The organism is Rhizobium sp. CCGE 510, from assembly GCF_000292525.1.
Taxonomy (GTDB): domain Bacteria; phylum Pseudomonadota; class Alphaproteobacteria; order Rhizobiales; family Rhizobiaceae; genus Rhizobium.
Window position 1 is genome coordinate 776,823 of record NZ_AEYF01000044.1, and the last position, 17,553, is coordinate 794,375.

The following is a 17,553-nucleotide window of genomic DNA, read 5'->3' on the forward strand; positions in this document are numbered from 1 at the left end:
ATGTTGTGGGGTAGGCCCTTATCCATCAGGGAGGAATACTGATGGATGCAGGAAACGGCTTTCTTCATCCGGACCGGCTCTTTCCGGCCGATCCGGCAACACGTACCATCGCGCGAGATCTCTACGAGACGGTGCGCAATCTTCCGATCGTCAGCCCGCACGGGCACACCGAACCGGCCTGGTTCGCCGACGACAAGCCTTTCGAAGACGCCGCCTCGCTGCTGGTCATTCCCGATCACTATCTCTTCCGGATGCTGCACAGCGTCGGCGTCACCTTGGACGAGCTCGGCGTGCCGCGGCTCGACGGCAAGCCGGTGGCTGCGGGACGGGCGATCTGGCGGACCTTTGCCGCGCATTATCACCTTTTCCGCGGAACGCCTTCGAGCCTCTGGGTCGATCACGCGATGTCGGCCGTGCTCGGCTGCACCGAGCCGCTGACACCTGACAATGCCGATGCGCTCTACGACCATATCAATGCCCAGCTCGCCCTTCCCGAATTCCGTCCGCGGGCGCTGCATCAGCGATTCGGCATCGAAACGATCGCGACGACCGACGGCGCGCTCGACCCGCTGGTGCATCACCAGAAGCTGGCGGCAGACGGTTGGATCGGCAAGGTGCGCACCACCTACCGGCCGGACAGCGTCACCGATCCCGAAGCCGTCGGCTTCCGCGACAATCTCGTCAAGTTCGGAGAGATCACCGGCACTGAGGTGACGCGCTGGGACGGACTGATCGAGGCGCACCGGCGCCGACGCGCCTATTTCCGCCAATTCGGCGCCACCGCGACCGATCACGGCGTGCCCACAGCTTTCACCGCCGACCTGCCGCTTGCGGAAAAACAGGCGCTGCTCGACAAGGCGCTGAGGGGGCCGCTTTCGCCAGAAGAGGCCGAGCTCTTCCGCGGCCAGATGATGACCGAGATGGCCGGGCTTTCGGCCGAGGACGGCATGGTGATGCAGATCCATGCCGGCTCGAGACGCAATACCGACCGCGGGCTGTTTGCGACGCGCGGCCCGAATATGGGCGCCGATATCCCGAAACCCACGGATTGGGTCGGCGGCCTGGATGCGCTGCTTTCGAAATACGGCCATGCGCCGGGCCTGCGGGTGCTGCTCTTCACCCTCGACGAAACGACCTATGCGCGCGAGATGGCGCCGATGGTCGGCCACTGGCCCTGCCTGATGATCGGCCCGCCCTGGTGGTTTCACGACAGCCCGCTCGGCATTCGCCGTTATCTCGACCAAGTGGTGGAAACCGCGGGCTTCGCCAATATGGCCGGTTTCAACGACGATACGCGGGCGCTGCTTTCGATCCCGGCGCGGCACGACGTCTGGCGCCGCGAAGTCTGCGGCTTCCTCGCTGGGCTCGCCGCCGAGCATCGGATTTCCAAAGGGGAAGCCGAGATCGTTGCAGGTGAACTCTCCTATGGCAATGCAAAGAAGGCCTACAAGCTGTGACCGAACGACTGCAGACCCTTTCCGGCCTCGCCCCGACGGCGAAGCTTCCCGCCTATGACCGTGACCAGCTGAAAAGCGGCATTCTGCATCTGGGGCCCGGCGCGTTTTTCCGCGCGCATTTTGCGCCGTTTACCGATGGCGCGCTTGCAGCCGCAGGCGGCGACTGGGGTATCGAGGTGGCAAGCCTGCGCACGCCTGATGTCGCCGACAATCTAAGCGCCCAGAACGGGCTCTATACGACGCTGATCCGCGATACATCGGGCACGACGGCTGAGGTGATCGGCTCGATCCTGAAGGCGCATGTGGCCCCGCGCAATCCAGCCGGCCTGCTGGCGCGGCTCGAAGATCCGGCCATCCGCATCGTCAGCATGACGGTGACGGAAAAGGCCTATGGTTTCGATCCGGCAACCGGCGGCCTCGACCTCAAACACCCCGATGTCGTCGCCGACCTCGCCAATCGCCATGCGCCGCGCGGCGTCATCGGCTATCTGGTGGAAGGCCTTGCGCGCCGGCGGCAGAAGGGCATTGCCCCCTTTACGCCGCTCAGCTGCGACAACCTGCCGAGCAACGGCGCCGTGCTGAAACGCCTCGTGCTCGAATTCACCTCCCGCATCGATGCCGATCTGCATCGCTGGATCGAAGCGAATGTGCCCTTCCCGTCGACGATGGTCGACCGCATCACGCCGGCCAGCACCGATGCGACCTATGCCGATGCCGAGCGGCTGACGGGGCGCACGGATATGGCGGCGATCGAGACCGAGCCCTTTACCCAATGGGTCATCGAAGATCATTTCGCCAATGGCCGGCCGGCCTGGGAAAAAGTGCGTGGCGCGCTGATGGTCGAAGACGTCTCGGCCTATGAGAAGATGAAGCTCCGCATGCTGAACGGCGCGCATTCACTGCTCGCCTACCTCGGTTATATCGGCGGCTATGAATTCATCCGCGACGTGATGGATGATGACGCCCTGGCAGCACTTGCCTACCGCCACATGCATGCGGCGGCGAGAACGCTCGATCCGGTTCCGGGCATCGATCTCGACGACTATGCCAATGAATTGATAGCGCGCTTTGCAAACAAGGCGATCGCCCATCGCACCTATCAGATCGCCATGGACGGCACGCAGAAATTGCCGCAGCGGCTGCTGGAACCGGCCAGCGAGGCGCTGGCGCTTGGCGATCGGGCGGAGACCTATGCGATCGCCGTTGCGGCATGGATGCGCTATGCGCTCGGCGAACACGGCAATGGCGCGCGCTACGAACTGCGCGATCCCCGTGCGCAGGAAATCGCCGCGCTGATCGCCGATGTCCCGCGCACCGGCCCGGCGATTTCGGCGGCGCTTTTCACCCTTCCCGGACTTTTCCCGGCAGCGCTGACCGGACATCGGGCGTGGACGCAGGATGTGTCGGATAAGCTGGAGATTTTGATCCAGGATGACCGGCTGCCGTTGTTTTGAGATTTTCTGACATCGGAGAGGGTGTGCCGTGGCGGCCCCCCCTGCCGGGCATCTCCCCCACAGGTGGGGAGATCACAAGTGGCCAAACCTTCGGCACCGTCTATCGTTGTGCCGAGCTGTAACGCCAGTTGTTTGGGGAAGCCAGTGAGCCCAGCCGATCTCCCCACCTGTGGGGGAGATGCCCGGCAGGGCAGAGGGGGGTTCACACGGCATGCCGTCTCCTTGTCACCTATATCTCGGAGCGCTCGAGCGCACAGATTCGCCCCATCACGCCTTCACCCGCACCATGTCGGGATCATAAAGCGGCGCCAGCGAGACCTTGCAGGGAATGCGCTCCCTGGCGACATCCAGCTCATAGGTGCCGGAGAGGATGAAATCCTCCGTCACGCCATCGGGGCTGCGGACATAGCCGTAGCCGATCGGTTTGCCGAGTGTATAGCCGAAGCCACCGCTCGACAGCCAGCCGACGCGCTTGCCGGCGCGATAGATCGTTTCGCGGCCGAGCAGCACGGTATCGGGATCGTCGGGCACGAAGCAGGCGAGGCGCTTCTTCACTCCATCCGCCAACTGCCGCTCGATCGCCTCGCGGCCGCGGAAGGCAATGTTCTTCTTCATTTTTACTGCCCAGCCGAGGCCAGCTTCAACAGGCGTATGGTCGGGTCCGATGTCGGAGCCCCAGGCGCGATAACCTTTTTCCAAGCGGCAGCTCTCGATGGCGCGGTAGCCGGCATTGACGAGGCCGAGCTCGGCGCCTGACGCCATCAGCACGTCATAGACCGTCGTCGCATATTCAATCGGGATATGCAGTTCATAGCCGAGTTCGCCGACATAGGTGATGCGCAGCGCCCGCACCGGGCAGCCGGATATGCCGACGGTTCTGACCTTGCCGAAGGGGAAGGCCGCATTCGAGACGTCGCTGCCCGTTACCTTTTCCAGCACGGCGCGGGAATTCGGTCCCATCAGCGACAGTACTGAATAGGCTGAGGTGACGTCGACCAGCTCGGCATGCATCTCCGCCGGAATATTGCGGGCGATCCAGTTGAAGTCATGGGTGGCGAAACCGGTGCCGGTGACGATGTAATATTCGTCCTCGGCGATGCGGGCGACCGTCACGTCGCATTCGATACCGCCCTTGTCGTTCAGGATCTGCGTGTAAATGAGCGATCCCACCGGTCTTGCAACATCGTTGGCGGCGATCCAGGAGAGTGCGGCCTCGGCATCCCTGCCCTTCAGCACGAATTTGGCAAAGGAAGTCTGGTCGAAGATGACGGCCGCCTCGCGCACCGCCTTGTGCTCGCGGCCGACGGCGTCGAACCAGTTCTGCCTGGTATAGCTGTAGATATCCTTCGGCTCCTCATTGGCGAAGAGATCGGCAAACCAGTTCGGCCGCTCCCAGCCGAGTTTTTCGCCGAAACAGGCGCCCTGCGCCTTCAGCCGGTCATAAAGCGGCGATTTGCGACAGGGGCGGCCGCTCGAATGTTCCTCGAATGGCCAGGCCATGGTGTAATGCTTGCCATAGGCTTCAAGCGTGCGGGTGCGGACCCAGTCGGTATCGAAATGCGGCCGGCCGAAACGGCGGATATCGACCGGCCAGAGATCGTAGGGCGGTTCGCCTTTCGTCACCCATTCGGCAAGCGCCATGCCGGCGCCGCCGGCCGAGGCGATGCCGAAGGCGTTGAAACCGGCGCCGACGAAGAAATTCTTCAACTCCGGCGCCTCGCCGAGAATAAAGTTGCCATCCGGCGTGAAGCTTTCCGGGCCGTTCAGCAGCTGTTTGACGCCGACATTTTCCAGCGCCGGAACGCGGCCGAGCGCCTGTTCCATGATCGGCTCGAAATGGTCGAAATTACTGTCCAGCAGCGTGTAGTGGAAACCTTCGGGGATCCCGTCTTTCGCCCAGGCAATGGGGTTCGGCTCGTAGCCGCCCATAACGATGCCGCCGACCTCCTCCTTGTAATAGGTCAGGCGATCGGGATCGCGCAGCGTCGGCAGATTGGACGGCACGCCGAAGGATTCGGTGATGATATATTGATGCTCGACGGAGACCAGCGGCACATTGACGCCGAAACGCTGGCCGAAGGCACGCGTCCATTGGCCGGCGCAGACGACGACGCGTTCGCATTCGATGCGCCCTTGCGCCGTGATGACGGCGCGGACCCTCCCCTTGTCGATCTCGAGATCGAGGACCTCGGTATCCTCGAAGATCGAAACACCGGACATGCGGGCGCCCTTCGCCAGCGCCTGGGTGATGTCGGAGGGATTGGCCTGGCCGTCGGTGGGAAGGAAGGCGGCGCCGACGAGATCGTCTGTTGTCATCAACGGCCAGAGATCGAAGGCTTCCTGCGGCGTCAGCAATTGCATTTCGAGGCCGAAGGATTGAGCGGTGGTCGCCTGGCGCCTGACCTCGGTCCAGCGCTCCTCGTTGCAGGCAAGCCGCAGGCCGCCATTCATCTTCCAGCCGGTGCCGAGGCCGGTTTCCTCCTCCAGCCGTTTGTAGAGATCGACGGAATAACCGAGAAGCTGGGTGATGTTGGCGCTGGTGCGCAGTTGGCCGACAAGGCCGGCGGCGTGGAAAGTGGTTCCCGAGGTCAGCTTCTTGCGCTCAAGCAGAACGGTATCGGTCCAGCCGAGCTTGCCGAGATGATAGGCTGTCGAGCAGCCGATGATGCCGCCGCCGATGACCACGGCTTTCGCCGTCTTCGGTAATTCCCTCATCATTTATGATCCTGTTCAAAGGCTTGATAGGCGCGTTCGAAGCGCGCGAGATTTTCGGCCGTATAGGCGGCATAGTCGAAATCGATGGTGGAATGGACTTCCGAAATCATGCTCCAGAGCGTCTCGCGCAGCAGCGAGGCGCATTTCATCGCGCCGTAGCGCCGGCTGAGGTCATCGGTCAGCGGCCGATCGTAATAGATCTCCAGCATCATGCGCTCGGCCGCATTCGAGAGTTCGTTGTTCGAGGCCAATCCGCCGAGGTCGAACAGCGGCGTGTTGAAGCCGGCATAATCCCAGTCGATCAGCCAAAGCCGCTTGCCGTCATCGAGAAAGTTGGCGGCCAGCAGGTCGTTGTGGCCGAAGGCGATCTCGAACGGCCCTGCCGCTGCTTCCAGCGTCTCGGCACTAGCAACGAGCCCCGGCAGCAGCAGACGATAGGTGCTGCCTGCCGCCTTCAGATTGGCGGCATAGTCGCGGATGACATGGAAGACCCAGAAGATCATCGCCTGACCACGGAAATGCCGGGCGATGTCCTGGTGGCAGGCGCGGACCAGCGGCACAATGCGGGCCAGCGTTTCCGGCACTCTTATATCCTCCGGCGACAGCGCCCTCGCCTCGATGTATTCGAGCACCAGCACGCCCGGCGAATGGTGGAGAACGGCGGGCGATATGCCGGCGGCATGGGCCGCACGGCTTGCGGCAAGCTCGTTCTGACGGCTGATGTGGTGGATCGGAATATCGGTGCCGAGCCTGACCACGCAGCGCGCAACGGCATCGCTGACCAGATAGTTCCGGTTGGTAATGCCGCCGGATATAGGCGAAATTGCAATCGGGCCCTGCCAGATGCCAAGCGCATGAATCCTATCTTCAGGCGTCATGCTTATCCCCCAGAGCATGATGCCGAAAAGTGTGAGCGGTTTTCGGACGACAGCATGCTCTAACCAATTAAGTTAGAACCGAATTCATCCTGTTCTAACGGCCCCATCCGGAAATGATGGGGCAGAGGGGGATCTGCTGTCAAGAAGAGCGGTTAGATCGTTTTGCCGGCGGCATCGAAGACGTGACAGCGGGCCGGATCGAAGGAAGTCTTCACATTGGCGCCGCGCTCGACCTTCCGCTGGCCGTCGAGCGCAACGGTCAGGAGCTGGCTGTCGGGCGTCGTGGTGTAGAGCATGGTGGCGCCGCCGAGATTTTCGACGAGATCGATGTTGACGGTCGACAGCGCGATTGCGCCCTCGGCCAGCGAAAGATGCTCGGGACGGATACCGAAGGTGACGTCCTGACCGGCCTCGCCCTGCAGCCGGCGCGGCAGGCGGACGGAATTGCCACAGACATGGATGCTGGTTTCGGCCTCGCCGACCTCTTCGATGCGGGCCTTGAGGAAATTCATCTTCGGGCTGCCGATGAAGCCGGCGACGAAGCGGTTGGCCGGGTTGTTGTAAAGATCGAGCGGCGCGCCGACCTGCTCGATGCGGCCGGAATTCAACACGACGATCTTATCCGCCATCGTCATGGCTTCGACCTGGTCATGGGTGACATAGATCATGGTGTTGCCGAGGCTGCGGTGCAGGCGCGAAATCTCGACACGCATCTGCACCCGCAGTTCGGCATCGAGGTTGGATAGCGGCTCGTCGAACAGGAAGATACGCGGCTCGCGCACGATGGCGCGGCCGATCGCGACACGCTGGCGCTGGCCGCCGGAGAGCGCCTTCGGCTTGCGCTCCAGCAATTTCTCGATCTGCAGGATCTCGGCGGCGCGCTTCACCTTCGGCTGGATATCGGCCTTCTTGTAACCCGCCGTCTCCAAGCCGAAGGCGAGGTTCTTGTACACCGACATATGGGGATATAGGGCATAGGACTGGAAAACCATGGCGATGCCGCGCTTGGCGGGCGCCACCTCGTTCATGCGCTCGTTGTCGAGCAGCAGCCCGCCGCCTGATATCTCCTCGAGACCGGCGATCATGCGCAGAAGGGTCGATTTTCCGCAGCCCGAGGGACCGACGAAAACGACAAATTCGCCGGGATCGATCGTCAGGTCGATACCGTGGATCACATCGATCGCGCCGTAGCGCTTCTCGACCTTCTGAAGAACGACACTGGTTGCCATCTTCTCAAAACCCTCTCGTTTATTTACCGGTTACTTCGTTCTTGCGCGCCAATCGGCGTATTTCGGGCTGTCGGGACCGACAGGCAGCGGCACGTCGGCGCCGCTGTCGGAAGACTGGTAAATGGCTGTCACCAGTTCCAGCGCGCGGCGCGCATCCACCGTGGTCACCGGCAGCGGCCCATGGCCGCTGAGGAAGGCGTGGAACTGGCCCATCTGGGTGGTGAAACGCGGAGCGACCGGCTGCCAGTCGGCAATCACCCGGTCGATCTTCTCCCGCACGTCGTCATTCGCCGCGATAATCTTCCAGGGATCCTTGCCGGGTGTGTAGGGCTCGTGGCTGCTTTCGAACGTGACATTCTCGAAGTGCAGCCTCAGCCGGCTCAATTGTTCCTGCGAACCAAGCGTGCAGGAAAGCGAGACAAAGGCGCCGTTTTCCATCAGCAGGCTGGCAGAGGCGCAATCCTCGACCTCGATATCGTTGACGCGGGTGGCGACACGGCCGAAGACCCTTGCCGCCGGGCCCATCAGATGCATCATCATGTCGTGCAGATGCAGCGCGTGGGTGACGAGCACACCGCCGAGTTCGGTCGCCCATTTGCCGCGCCAGGGCACGGCGTAATATTCCGGCTTGCGTAGCCAGAAGGTTTCGACCGAGGCCGTATAGGCCTTGCCGGCAATGCCGGCATCGATGATCCGCTTGGCCTTCTGGATACCGTCGCCGTAGCGGTACTGGAAGATCGGCATCAGCACGCCTTTGGCGGTCTTTTCCGCCTCCATGATGGTATCGACGGCGGCCAGCGAGCCGGTCAGTGGCTTTTCGCAAACGACATGTTTACCGGCAGCGAGTGCAGCCACCACCTGTTCCAGGTGGATGCCGGGCGGGGTGCAGATATCGATGATGTCGATCGTGTCGTCGGCCAATAGCTCCGCGAAGGAGGTGGTGCGTCGTTCGATGCCGAACTCGTCGCCGACCGCTGCCATGCGCTCTCCGTTCAGGTCGCAGATCGCCACGACCTTGAACTTGTCGGCATGCGGCAGGTAACCCTCGACAATATGGGAGCGGCCGATGCCGCAGCCGACGATCGCGACCGTCCTGATACTCATGTCGCTCTTTCCCGTGATCGCCATCAACGCTTCATGCCCGTCGTGGCGATGCCCTCGATCAGCAGCCGCTGGAAGAACAGGAAGAAGAAGAATACCGGCACGAGCGTCAGGGTCGACATGGCGAACAGACCGCCCCAGTCCGATGCGCTGGTGGAGTCCACGAAGGTACGCAGGCCGAGCTGGATCGTATAGGTGTTCATGTCGTTCAGGTAGATCAACGGACCGAAGAAATCGTCCCAGGTCCAGATGAAGGAAAAGATGGCGGCCGTCGCCAGCACCGGCAGCGATAGCGGCAACATGATCTTCCAGTAGATGCGCCAGGCGCTGCAGCCATCCATCATCGCCGCCTCGTCCAGTTCGCGCGGGATACCGCGGAAGAACTGCACCATCAGGAAGATGAAGAAAGCATCGCTTGCCAGGAACTTCGGCACGACGAGGGGCAGGATGGTGTTGACCCAGCCGAGGTTGAGGAAGAGCACATATTGCGGGATCAGCGTCACATGATAGGGGATCATCAGCGTGCCGAGCATGATCGCGAACCAGAAGTTCCGGCCAACAAATCGCAGGCGCGCAAAGGCGAAGGCCGTCAGCGAACAGGCGATGACATTGCCGGTCACCACCAGCAGCGAGATGACGAGCGAATTCCAGAAGAACCGGCCGAAGCTGACGTCGAGACCGACCCAACCGCGCGCATAGGAGGAGAAATCGATCGACGACGGGATAAGCGAGGTCGACGAGAAGATCTCGTTTTCCGGCCGGACCGATGCCGAAACCATCCACAACAGCGGATAGAGCATGAGAAGCGAAGCGGCGATCAGCAGGACGTGGATGATCAGCGATGCCGGCAGGCTGCGTTTGGTGATGTCCGATGGCGGCCGGGCCGCAGTCACGGAAGCGGTCATCTCAGTCATCGTAATGCACCCAATAACGCGAGGTCAGGAAGGAGAAGGCAGTGAAGATCGCGATGATCAGCACCAGGATCCAGGCGAGCGCCGAGGCATAGCCCATGCGGAAATTGCCGAAGGCCTCCTGATAGAGGTAGAGCGTGTAAAAGAGCGTCGAGTTGATCGGACCGCCCGTGCCGCCGGAGATGATGAAGGCGGGCGTGAAGGCCTTGAAGGCATCAATCGTCTGGACGACGGCGTTGAAGAAGATCACCGGCGTCAGAAGCGGCAAGGTGATCTTGTAGAATTGCCGGAATTTCGAGGCGCCGTCGAGGCTCGCGGCCTCATACATATCCTGCGGGATCTGGCGCAGGCCGGCCAGGAAGATGATCATCGGCGAGCCGAACTGCCAGACGGACAGCGCCACCAGCGTGTAGATCGAATAATTCGGATGCGAGATCCAGCTCGGCCCCTCGATACCGATCTGGGCAAGGGCCGCATTGATGAGGCCGTCGCTGGCGAAAAGTTGGCGCCAAAGCACGGCAATCGCCACGCTGCCACCCAGCAAGGATGGGAGGTAGAAGATGGCCCGATAGATCGGCAGCCCACGCAGGCCGCGATTCAGCGCCATGGCGACAAGCAAGGCGAAGGTCAGTTTGAACGGCACCGATAAGACGACATAAGTCAGGGTGACGTGCATGGCGGCCGAGAATTTCGGATCCGCCGTGGCGATGCGCACGTAATTCGCCATTCCCACCCACCGCGGCGACTGAAGCATGTCGAAGTCGGTGAAGGAGAGATAGAGTGAAATCAGGGCCGGCCCGAGCGTCAGCCCGAAGAAGCCGACAAGCCATGGCAGAAGGAAGAGATAGCCGGGAGCATTGGCATTCCAGAGACGCCGGAAGCGTCCCTCGGCCACGGCCCCCTGATAGCTTTCCACGGATATGGCCCCTGCGGGCGTGCGCATCGCATTGCTCATACGGGATCAGCCTCGTGCGAGAATCTGCGTAATTTCAGAGACAAGTTGTTTGCCGCCGTCGGAAGGAGACAACTGTCCGAAACCAACCTGTTCGGCGATATTTCGCAGCATCAATTCGCCTTCACCGGCGCCGGCTGGCGGCGGCGGCGGCAATTTGCCGGCGAGATCGCCAAGGCCGCTGACATATTCCAGCGCAACCTTGCCATTGGCGTCGAGCTTCGCCGCCACGACCTCGCGCATGGCGCTCGATTCCGGAATGCCGCGTTCGACATCCAAGAGCACCACCGCCTCGGGATTTTTGACGAAGAAGTTAATGTAGTCCACCGCCAGGTCCACCGCTTTCGACTGGGCCGAAACCGAGAAGAACATCGAAGGCTTGCGATAGTGGCCGCCCTTCGAATCCGGCTTGATCCGCATGTAGTTGGTCAGCGCCAGCTTGTCCTTGCTCATTGCCTGATAGGCGACGAACTGGTTGGAATGGGCAAAACCAGCTGCCGACTTGCCGAGCGATACCGTGTTGGTTTCGATATCGTTCTTGTCGAGCGCCTGGACATCGGCAGGAACGCAGGCGCCGGCCGTGCGGAACTTGGCCCACATGTCGTACCATTCCGAGGCATCGTCCACGTCGAAGGCGATCTTGCCGTCGGCGGTGTAGAGCCCCTTGCCGCGTTGACGCAGCCAGTTTTCGAACAGCGGTTCACCGCCGCTGCCGTCGGCGAGGCCGAACATGCCCTTGCGTTTGCCTGCCTTGGTGATCTCGACGCCCATGCGGGAGAATTCCTCCCAGGTGGTCGCCTGTGTCGGCAGATCGACCCCGGCCTCCTTGAAGGCGGTGGTATTCAGAACCGTCGCGGCCGAGTTCGCGCCCAGGCTGACGCCATAGAGATGGCCGTCGACGCTGCCGCCTTCGATCTGCGCCTTGTCGAAATCGTCGAGATTGAGCTTGGCCGGCATGTAGGATTCGAGCGGGGCAAGCGCACCGCGCCGGGCATACTGGACGATATAGCGATAATCCATCTGGATGACGTCCGGCGCGTTGCGGCCGGCGACCTGGGTCGCAAGGCGCGGCCAGTAGTCGCCCCAGCCGAGGAATTCGCCGGTGATCGACGTACCAGCATTCTTCGTCTGATAGAGTTGGGACACCTTGTTGGTGCGGTCAGCGCGCGGCTGCGAACCCCACCAGAGGAGACGCAAGCGCGTTTCCTGTGCCAAAGCGCTGGTTCCCAGCGCCGAGAGCGAAAGAAGCGTTGCTCCTCCCGCAACGAAATTACGTCTGCTTACACGTAGGCTCATTTTTTCCTCCTCCAAAGGGGAAGCGCCTCCACACGCTTCCGATGTAGTTACCCTTGCACAAATAACTAATTGGTTACAAGCTATGAGCAAAGCGGCAAGCGTGTCAAGCGGGGTGTCGGTTCTCGCGGCCGCCCTTTTAAATTCGGTTTTTACAATTTCGCACCGAAGGCTTATGAGCGCAACATGCGAGAGGGAGGGGAACGATGAACGACAGCGGCGAAAACGGGGAGAAGAAAAAATCCCGGCGCCCTTCTCAGGAACGCACGGCCCAGCGCGATCCGGAGCGGACGCGCGCCGCGATCCTTGAGGCGGCCACGCGGGAGTTTGCCGAAAACGGCATGGGCGGAGCCCGGGTCGACGCCATCGCCGAGCGCGCTGGGACCAACAAGCGCATGCTCTATCATTATTTCGGCGACAAGGAGCAGCTCTACCTTAAAGTGCTCGAAGAAGCCTATGTCGGCATCCGCACCGCAGAGCGCGCGCTTCATATCGGCGACCGCAGCCCGGAGGAAGGCATCGGCGAACTGGCGCTGTTCACCTGGCGCTACTTTCTCAAGCACCCGGAATTCCTCAGCCTGCTCGGCACGGAGAACCTGCATCGAGCCCGCTGGCTGCGCCAGTCCGTCCGGCTCAAGGAACTGCATTCGCATCTGATCGGCGAGCTTACCGATGTTCTCAACCAGGGAAAGAAGCAGGGCGTTTTCATCGAGACCGCCGATCCCCTGCACGTCTATTTGACGATCGCCTCGCTCGGTTATTTCTACCTTTCCAACCAGTACACGCTGTCGACGATCTTCGGCCGCGACCTGCTCGAACCGACCCATCTCAATGCCTGGGAAAGGCATATCGTCCACGTGACGCTCGCTTCGATCAAGCGCTGAATTCCAAAAACAGTATTTGACTATTGACAGCCTCGGCGCTCTTCTGCCATCAAGTAACTGTTTAGTTACCGGCTTGGGAGGGTCGGGCCGGATGCTCGCTCCCGCCGCAAAAGGTTGCAGGGAGGAAAAAATGGCACGTCTTGGGATCATCTTGCACGGCGTTACCGGCCGGATGGGTTATAATCAGCATCTGGTGCGCTCGATTCTTGCCTTCCGCGACCAGGGCGGCATCACGCTTAAATCGGGTGAGAAACTCGAGATCGACCCGATCATCGTCGGCCGCAACGGCGCCAAGATGGAAGAGCTGGCGAAGAAGCACGGCATCAAGCGCTGGTCGACCGATCTTGATGCCGCTCTCGCCAATCCCGACGACACGATCTTCTTCGACGCCGGAACGACGCTGATGCGCGCCGAGCTGCTGTCCAAGGCGCTCGATGCCGGCAAGCATGTCTATTGCGAAAAGCCGATCTCCGACGATCTGCAAGTGGCACTCGACCTTGCCCGCAAGGCGCGCGGCTCCGGCCTCAAGCACGGCGTCGTGCAGGACAAGCTGTTCCTGCCCGGCCTGCGCAAGCTGGCACTGCTGAGGGATTCCGGCTTCTTCGGCAAGATCCTCTCGGTGCGCGGCGAATTCGGCTATTGGGTTTTCGAAGGCGATTGGGGCGTGCCCGCCCAGCGTCCGTCCTGGAACTACCGCAAGGGCGACGGCGGCGGCATCATCCTCGACATGCTCTGCCACTGGCGCTACGTGCTCGACAATCTGTTCGGTGAAGTGAAGGCGGTCTCGTGCCTCGGCGCCACGCATATCGGCCAGCGCATCGATGAGCAGGGCAAGCCCTATGATTGCGACACCGATGATGCGGCCTATGCGACCTTCGAGCTTGAAGGCGGCGCGATTGCGCAGATCAACTCCTCCTGGGCCGTACGTGTGCGCCGCGACGACCTCGTCACCTTCCAGGTCGACGGCACCCATGGTTCGGCCGTCGCCGGCCTGACGAAATGCTGGAGCCAGCACCGCGTCAACACGCCGAAGCCGGTCTGGAACCCCGACCAGCCGCAGACGATCGATTTCTACAAGACCTGGGACGAGGTTCCGGACACGCAGGCCTTCGACAACGGCTTCAAGGCACAGTGGGAAATGTTCATCCGTCATGTCGTCGAAGATGCGCCGTGGCCCTATGGGCTGGAAGCCGGCGCCAAGGGCGTACAGCTTGCCGAACTCGGCCTCAAATCCTGGGCAGAGCGCCGCTGGCTCGATGTTCCCGCACTGGAGTTCTGAGCCGTGACCACGATCAATCTCCCCCTTGACGGCAAGGTCGTCCCCTACACGCTGACCGGCACGCCGATCGCGCTCGCCAAGCGCGACGCCAAGGCCTTTCCGCGCATTGCCTTTGCCGCCGCTCATGTCGTTGCCGATCCGCTCGCCGACAATGATCCGTGGCTGACGCCAGCGATCGACTGGGACCGCACGCTCGCCTTTCGCCACCGGCTCTGGGATCTCGGTCTCGGCGTCGCCGAAGCGATGGATACGGCGCAGCGCGGCATGGGCCTCGGCTGGCCGGAAGCGCGCGACCTCATCCGTCGGGCGCTCAACGAGGCGGCCGGCCGCAAGGATGCACTGATTGCCTGCGGCGCCGGCACCGACCATCTGACGCCGGGACCCGACGTGACCATCGACACCATCCTCAAGGCCTATGAGGAGCAGATCGAAACGGTGGAGGCGGCCGGCGGCCGGATCATCCTGATGGCCAGCCGGGCGCTTGCCGCCGCCGCCAAGGGACCGGACGACTATATCCGCGTTTATGACCGCATCCTCCGCCAGGTCAAGGAACCGGTCATCATCCATTGGCTCGGCGAAATGTTCGACCCGGCGCTGGAGGGTTATTGGGGCAATGGCGATCATCTCAAGGCGATGTCCACCTGCCTCGAGGTGATCGAGGCGCATGCCGACAAGGTCGACGGCATCAAGATCTCGCTGCTCTCCAAGGACAAAGAAGTGGCGATGCGCCGGCAACTGCCGAAAGCCGTACGCATGTATACCGGCGACGACTTCAACTATGCCGAACTGATCGCCGGCGATGAAGAGGGCCATTCCGATGCGCTGCTCGGCATTTTCGATGCGATCGCGCCGGCAGCGTCCGCGGCGCTCGACGCGCTCGGCCGCAAGAGCAACCACGAATTCTTCGATCTGCTCGAGCCGACCGTGCCGCTGTCACGCCACATCTTCAAGGCGCCGACTCGGTTCTACAAGACCGGCGTCGTTTTCCTCGCCTATCTCAACGGCCTGCAGGACCATTTCGTCATGGTCGGCGGCCAGCAGAGCACGCGCTCGCTGACACATCTGGCGGAGCTCTTCCGCCTGGCCGACAGGGCGCGGGTGCTGGCCGACCCGGAACTTGCCGCAAGCCGCATGCGCCAGGTGCTCGCCGTTCACGGCGTCCACTAAGCACGCGATGCGGGATTGGAGAAGAACGACATGCAGGTCGAAGGACTTTCGATCAATCTGGCGACGATCCGCGAACAATGCGGCTTTGCAGAAGCCGTCGATATCTGCCTGAAATACGGCATCACCTCGATTGCGCCGTGGCGCGACCAGGTCGCCAAGGCCGGTCTCGACGAGGCGGTGCGGATCGTCAAATCGAACGGCATCAAGCTAACCGGTCTTTGCCGCGGCGGCTTCTTTCCGGCGGCAAACGATGCCGACTGGCAGAAGAACCTCGACGACAACAGGCGCGCTATCGACGAGGCGGCGGCATTCGCGGCCGATTGCCTTGTGCTTGTCGTCGGCGGCCTGCCGGGCGCTTCAAAGGATATCGTCGCAGCGCGGCAGATGGTTGCCGACGGCATCGCCGCCGTGCTGCCGCATGCCCAGGCTGCCGGCGTCAAGCTTGCGATCGAGCCGCTGCATCCGATGTATGCCGCAGACCGGGCCTGCGTGAACACGCTCGGCCAGGCGCTCGACATGTGCGATGCGCTCGGCGAGGATGTCGGCGTTGCGATCGATGTCTACCATGTCTGGTGGGATCCCGATCTGGCCAACCAGATCGCCCGCGCCGGCCGTATGAAACGCATCTTTGCCCATCACATCTGCGACTGGCTGGTGACGACGAAGGATATGCTGCTCGACCGCGGCATGATGGGCGATGGTGTCATCGACCTGAAGGGCATAAGACGGATGGTCGAGGCCGCCGGTTTCTTCGGCGCGCAAGAGGTGGAGATCTTTTCGGCCGAGACATGGTGGAAACGCCCGGCCGATGAGGTGATCGCCACCTGCGTCGAGCGTTTACGGAGCTGCTGCCAGATCTGATTTTAGAGTGTTCCGTTTTCCTCGAAATACGGGAACTGTCTCTTCGTTTTCACGCAATCATCACGCATGCAGGAGGATCATTCGATGGAGAAACGCCGTTTCGCCCTGATCGGCACCGGAAACCGCGGCACCACCATGTGGGGCAAGGATCTGCTTGCCGGCTGGCGCGAAGATGTGGATCTCGTCGCGATCGTCGAGAAAAACTCACTGCGTGGCGAGCGCGCACGCAACATGATCGGCAGCAATGCGCCGGTTTACGACGATATCGACGCGATGCTGGCGGAACAGAAGCCGGATCTGGTCATCGTCTGCACGCCCGATCACACCCATGACGACATCGTCGTGCGTGCGCTCGAAGCCGGCATCGACGTCATCACCGAAAAGCCGATGACCACCTCCGTCGAGAAAATTCGCCGGATTCTCGATGCCGAAAAGCGCACCGGCCGGCGCGTCGACGTCTCCTTCAACTACCGCTATGCGCCGACGGCGGCGCGCATCAAGGAACTGTTGAATTCCGGCGAGATCGGCCGGGTGACCTCCGTCGACTTCCATTGGTATCTGAACACCAAACACGGCGCCGACTACTTCCGCCGCTGGCATGCCTATGCGGAAAATTCCGGCAGCCTGTTCGTCCACAAGGCGACGCATCATTTCGATCTGTTGAACTGGTATCTGGACAGCGATCCCGAGGCCGTCACCTCCTTCGCCGATCTGCAGAACTACGGCCGCAAGGGGCCGTTCCGCGGGCCGCGCTGCAAGCTCTGTCCGCATGCGCATGAATGCGACTATTATCTCGATCTCGAGGCCGATCCCTTCCTGGATCAGCTTTACGAAGATCCTTCGAAGATCGACGGTTACTTCCGCGACGGCTGCGTCTTCCGCGAGGATATCGACATTCCCGATACGATGGTGGTCAGCCTGCGCTATCGCAACAACGTCCATGTTTCTTATTCGCTGAACACCTTCCAGCCGATCGAAGGCCATCACCTCGCCTTCAACGGCACCAAGGGGCGCATCGAAATCCGCCAATATGAGGCTCAGCCCTGGGAACAGCCGAAAGAGGATACGATCCTCCTCATCCGCAATTTCCCGAACGGCAAGGAGGCTGTCGAGCGCATCGTCGTTCCGCATTTCAAGGGCGGCCACTACGGCGGCGACGACCGGATGCGCAACATGATTTTCAAGCCCGATATGGAAGACAGGCTCGGTCAGCGCGCCGGTACGCGGGCGGGCGCCATGTCAGTGCTTTGCGGCATCGCCGCGCTGACGAGTTCGCGCACCGGCAAGGTGGTCAATATCGCCGATCTGATGCCCGAGCTTGCCGATGACGGGTCGCCGAATTCGCTGCGAACATCGCGCTGATACCGGTCGC

The 17,553-nt window shown here is 61.9% G+C and carries 14 protein-coding genes; 7 read left to right on the forward strand and 7 right to left on the reverse strand.

All coding sequences use genetic code 11. The features are described 5' to 3' along the window. The first annotated feature begins 41 nt into the window (after positions 1 to 41). Both uxaC and RCCGE510_RS23900 read left to right on the forward strand, forming a co-directional pair. Positions 42 to 1,457, forward strand: coding sequence for a glucuronate isomerase (gene uxaC, locus RCCGE510_RS23895; protein ID WP_007634205.1), 1,416 nt, complete (start codon positions 42 to 44; stop codon positions 1,455 to 1,457). Continuing rightward, on the forward strand, positions 1,454 to 2,911 hold the full coding sequence (locus tag RCCGE510_RS23900; protein ID WP_007634206.1) for a mannitol dehydrogenase family protein: 1,458 nt from the start codon (positions 1,454 to 1,456) through the stop codon (positions 2,909 to 2,911). Before uxaC ends, RCCGE510_RS23900 begins: the two co-directional genes overlap by 4 nt. A gap of 267 nt (positions 2,912 to 3,178) precedes the next feature. Here the strand turns inward: RCCGE510_RS23900 and RCCGE510_RS23905 are convergent, their stop codons facing one another. The 7 genes from RCCGE510_RS23905 to RCCGE510_RS23935 form a co-directional block, all read right to left on the reverse strand. Continuing rightward, on the reverse strand, positions 3,179 to 5,629 hold the full coding sequence (locus RCCGE510_RS23905; RefSeq protein WP_007634207.1) for an FAD-dependent oxidoreductase: 2,451 nt from the start codon (positions 5,627 to 5,629) through the stop codon (positions 3,179 to 3,181). After that, a complete protein-coding gene (locus RCCGE510_RS23910) occupies positions 5,626 to 6,504 on the reverse strand; it encodes a phosphotransferase (RefSeq protein WP_007634208.1) in 879 nt (292 codons plus the stop codon). Before RCCGE510_RS23910 ends, RCCGE510_RS23905 begins: the two co-directional genes overlap by 4 nt. 152 nt (positions 6,505 to 6,656) lie before the next feature. Continuing rightward, positions 6,657 to 7,733 carry a sn-glycerol-3-phosphate ABC transporter ATP-binding protein UgpC gene (ugpC, locus tag RCCGE510_RS23915; protein WP_007634209.1) on the reverse strand — a complete coding sequence of 359 codons (1,077 nt, stop codon included), beginning with the start codon at positions 7,731 to 7,733 and terminating at the stop codon, positions 6,657 to 6,659. 30 nt (positions 7,734 to 7,763) lie between these two features. After that, the gene (locus RCCGE510_RS23920; RefSeq protein ID WP_192815343.1) at positions 7,764 to 8,861 is read right to left on the reverse strand and encodes a Gfo/Idh/MocA family oxidoreductase; all 1,098 of its coding nucleotides are present in this window, start codon (positions 8,859 to 8,861) and stop codon (positions 7,764 to 7,766) included. Beyond that, positions 8,861 to 9,739 (reverse strand): carbohydrate ABC transporter permease, encoded by an 879-nt coding sequence (locus tag RCCGE510_RS23925; RefSeq protein ID WP_007634211.1) that lies wholly within the window; start codon positions 9,737 to 9,739, stop codon positions 8,861 to 8,863. Before RCCGE510_RS23925 ends, RCCGE510_RS23920 begins: the two co-directional genes overlap by 1 nt. A gap of 1 nt (position 9,740) precedes the next feature. Then, positions 9,741 to 10,700, reverse strand: coding sequence for a sugar ABC transporter permease (locus tag RCCGE510_RS23930; RefSeq protein ID WP_007634212.1), 960 nt, complete (start codon positions 10,698 to 10,700; stop codon positions 9,741 to 9,743). Positions 10,701 to 10,706: 6 nt separating this feature from the next. Continuing rightward, positions 10,707 to 11,993: an ABC transporter substrate-binding protein gene (locus RCCGE510_RS23935; protein ID WP_007634214.1), complete on the reverse strand. Its 1,287-nt coding sequence runs from the start codon at positions 11,991 to 11,993 to the stop codon at positions 10,707 to 10,709. 203 nt (positions 11,994 to 12,196) lie between these two features. Here RCCGE510_RS23935 and RCCGE510_RS23940 point away from each other — a divergent pair, with 203 nt between their 5' ends. From RCCGE510_RS23940 to RCCGE510_RS23960, 5 genes are all read left to right on the forward strand, one after another. Continuing rightward, positions 12,197 to 12,874 (forward strand): TetR/AcrR family transcriptional regulator, encoded by a 678-nt coding sequence (locus RCCGE510_RS23940; protein WP_007634215.1) that lies wholly within the window; start codon positions 12,197 to 12,199, stop codon positions 12,872 to 12,874. Between the two features lie 130 nt (positions 12,875 to 13,004). Continuing rightward, positions 13,005 to 14,153 carry a Gfo/Idh/MocA family oxidoreductase gene (locus RCCGE510_RS23945; protein ID WP_007634216.1) on the forward strand — a complete coding sequence of 383 codons (1,149 nt, stop codon included), beginning with the start codon at positions 13,005 to 13,007 and terminating at the stop codon, positions 14,151 to 14,153. Positions 14,154 to 14,156: 3 nt separating this feature from the next. Then, on the forward strand, positions 14,157 to 15,320 hold the full coding sequence (locus RCCGE510_RS23950) for a dihydrodipicolinate synthase family protein (RefSeq protein ID WP_007634217.1): 1,164 nt from the start codon (positions 14,157 to 14,159) through the stop codon (positions 15,318 to 15,320). A gap of 30 nt (positions 15,321 to 15,350) precedes the next feature. After that, positions 15,351 to 16,181 (forward strand): sugar phosphate isomerase/epimerase family protein, encoded by an 831-nt coding sequence (locus RCCGE510_RS23955; protein WP_007634218.1) that lies wholly within the window; start codon positions 15,351 to 15,353, stop codon positions 16,179 to 16,181. A gap of 84 nt (positions 16,182 to 16,265) precedes the next feature. Continuing rightward, positions 16,266 to 17,543 carry a Gfo/Idh/MocA family oxidoreductase gene (locus RCCGE510_RS23960; RefSeq protein ID WP_007634219.1) on the forward strand — a complete coding sequence of 426 codons (1,278 nt, stop codon included), beginning with the start codon at positions 16,266 to 16,268 and terminating at the stop codon, positions 17,541 to 17,543. Positions 17,544 to 17,553 lie beyond the last annotated feature (10 nt).

Excerpts from the sequence above, each read along its gene's own strand:
- uxaC (WP_007634205.1), top strand. The coding sequence starts at position 42 with ATGGATGCAGGAAACGGCTTTCTTCATCCGGACCGGCTCTTTCCGGCC.
- RCCGE510_RS23905 (WP_007634207.1), bottom strand. The coding sequence starts at position 5,629 with ATGATGAGGGAATTACCGAAGACGGCGAAAGCCGTGGTCATCGGCGGC.
- RCCGE510_RS23910 (WP_007634208.1), bottom strand. The coding sequence starts at position 6,504 with ATGACGCCTGAAGATAGGATTCATGCGCTTGGCATCTGGCAGGGCCCG.
- ugpC (WP_007634209.1), bottom strand. The coding sequence starts at position 7,733 with ATGGCAACCAGTGTCGTTCTTCAGAAGGTCGAGAAGCGCTACGGCGCG.
- RCCGE510_RS23920 (WP_192815343.1), bottom strand. The coding sequence starts at position 8,861 with ATGGCGATCACGGGAAAGAGCGACATGAGTATCAGGACGGTCGCGATC.
- RCCGE510_RS23925 (WP_007634211.1), bottom strand. The coding sequence starts at position 9,739 with ATGACCGCTTCCGTGACTGCGGCCCGGCCGCCATCGGACATCACCAAA.
- RCCGE510_RS23930 (WP_007634212.1), bottom strand. The coding sequence starts at position 10,700 with ATGAGCAATGCGATGCGCACGCCCGCAGGGGCCATATCCGTGGAAAGC.
- RCCGE510_RS23935 (WP_007634214.1), bottom strand. The coding sequence starts at position 11,993 with ATGAGCCTACGTGTAAGCAGACGTAATTTCGTTGCGGGAGGAGCAACG.
- RCCGE510_RS23940 (WP_007634215.1), top strand. The coding sequence starts at position 12,197 with ATGAACGACAGCGGCGAAAACGGGGAGAAGAAAAAATCCCGGCGCCCT.
- RCCGE510_RS23945 (WP_007634216.1), top strand. The coding sequence starts at position 13,005 with ATGGCACGTCTTGGGATCATCTTGCACGGCGTTACCGGCCGGATGGGT.
- RCCGE510_RS23955 (WP_007634218.1), top strand. The coding sequence starts at position 15,351 with ATGCAGGTCGAAGGACTTTCGATCAATCTGGCGACGATCCGCGAACAA.
- RCCGE510_RS23960 (WP_007634219.1), top strand. The coding sequence starts at position 16,266 with ATGGAGAAACGCCGTTTCGCCCTGATCGGCACCGGAAACCGCGGCACC.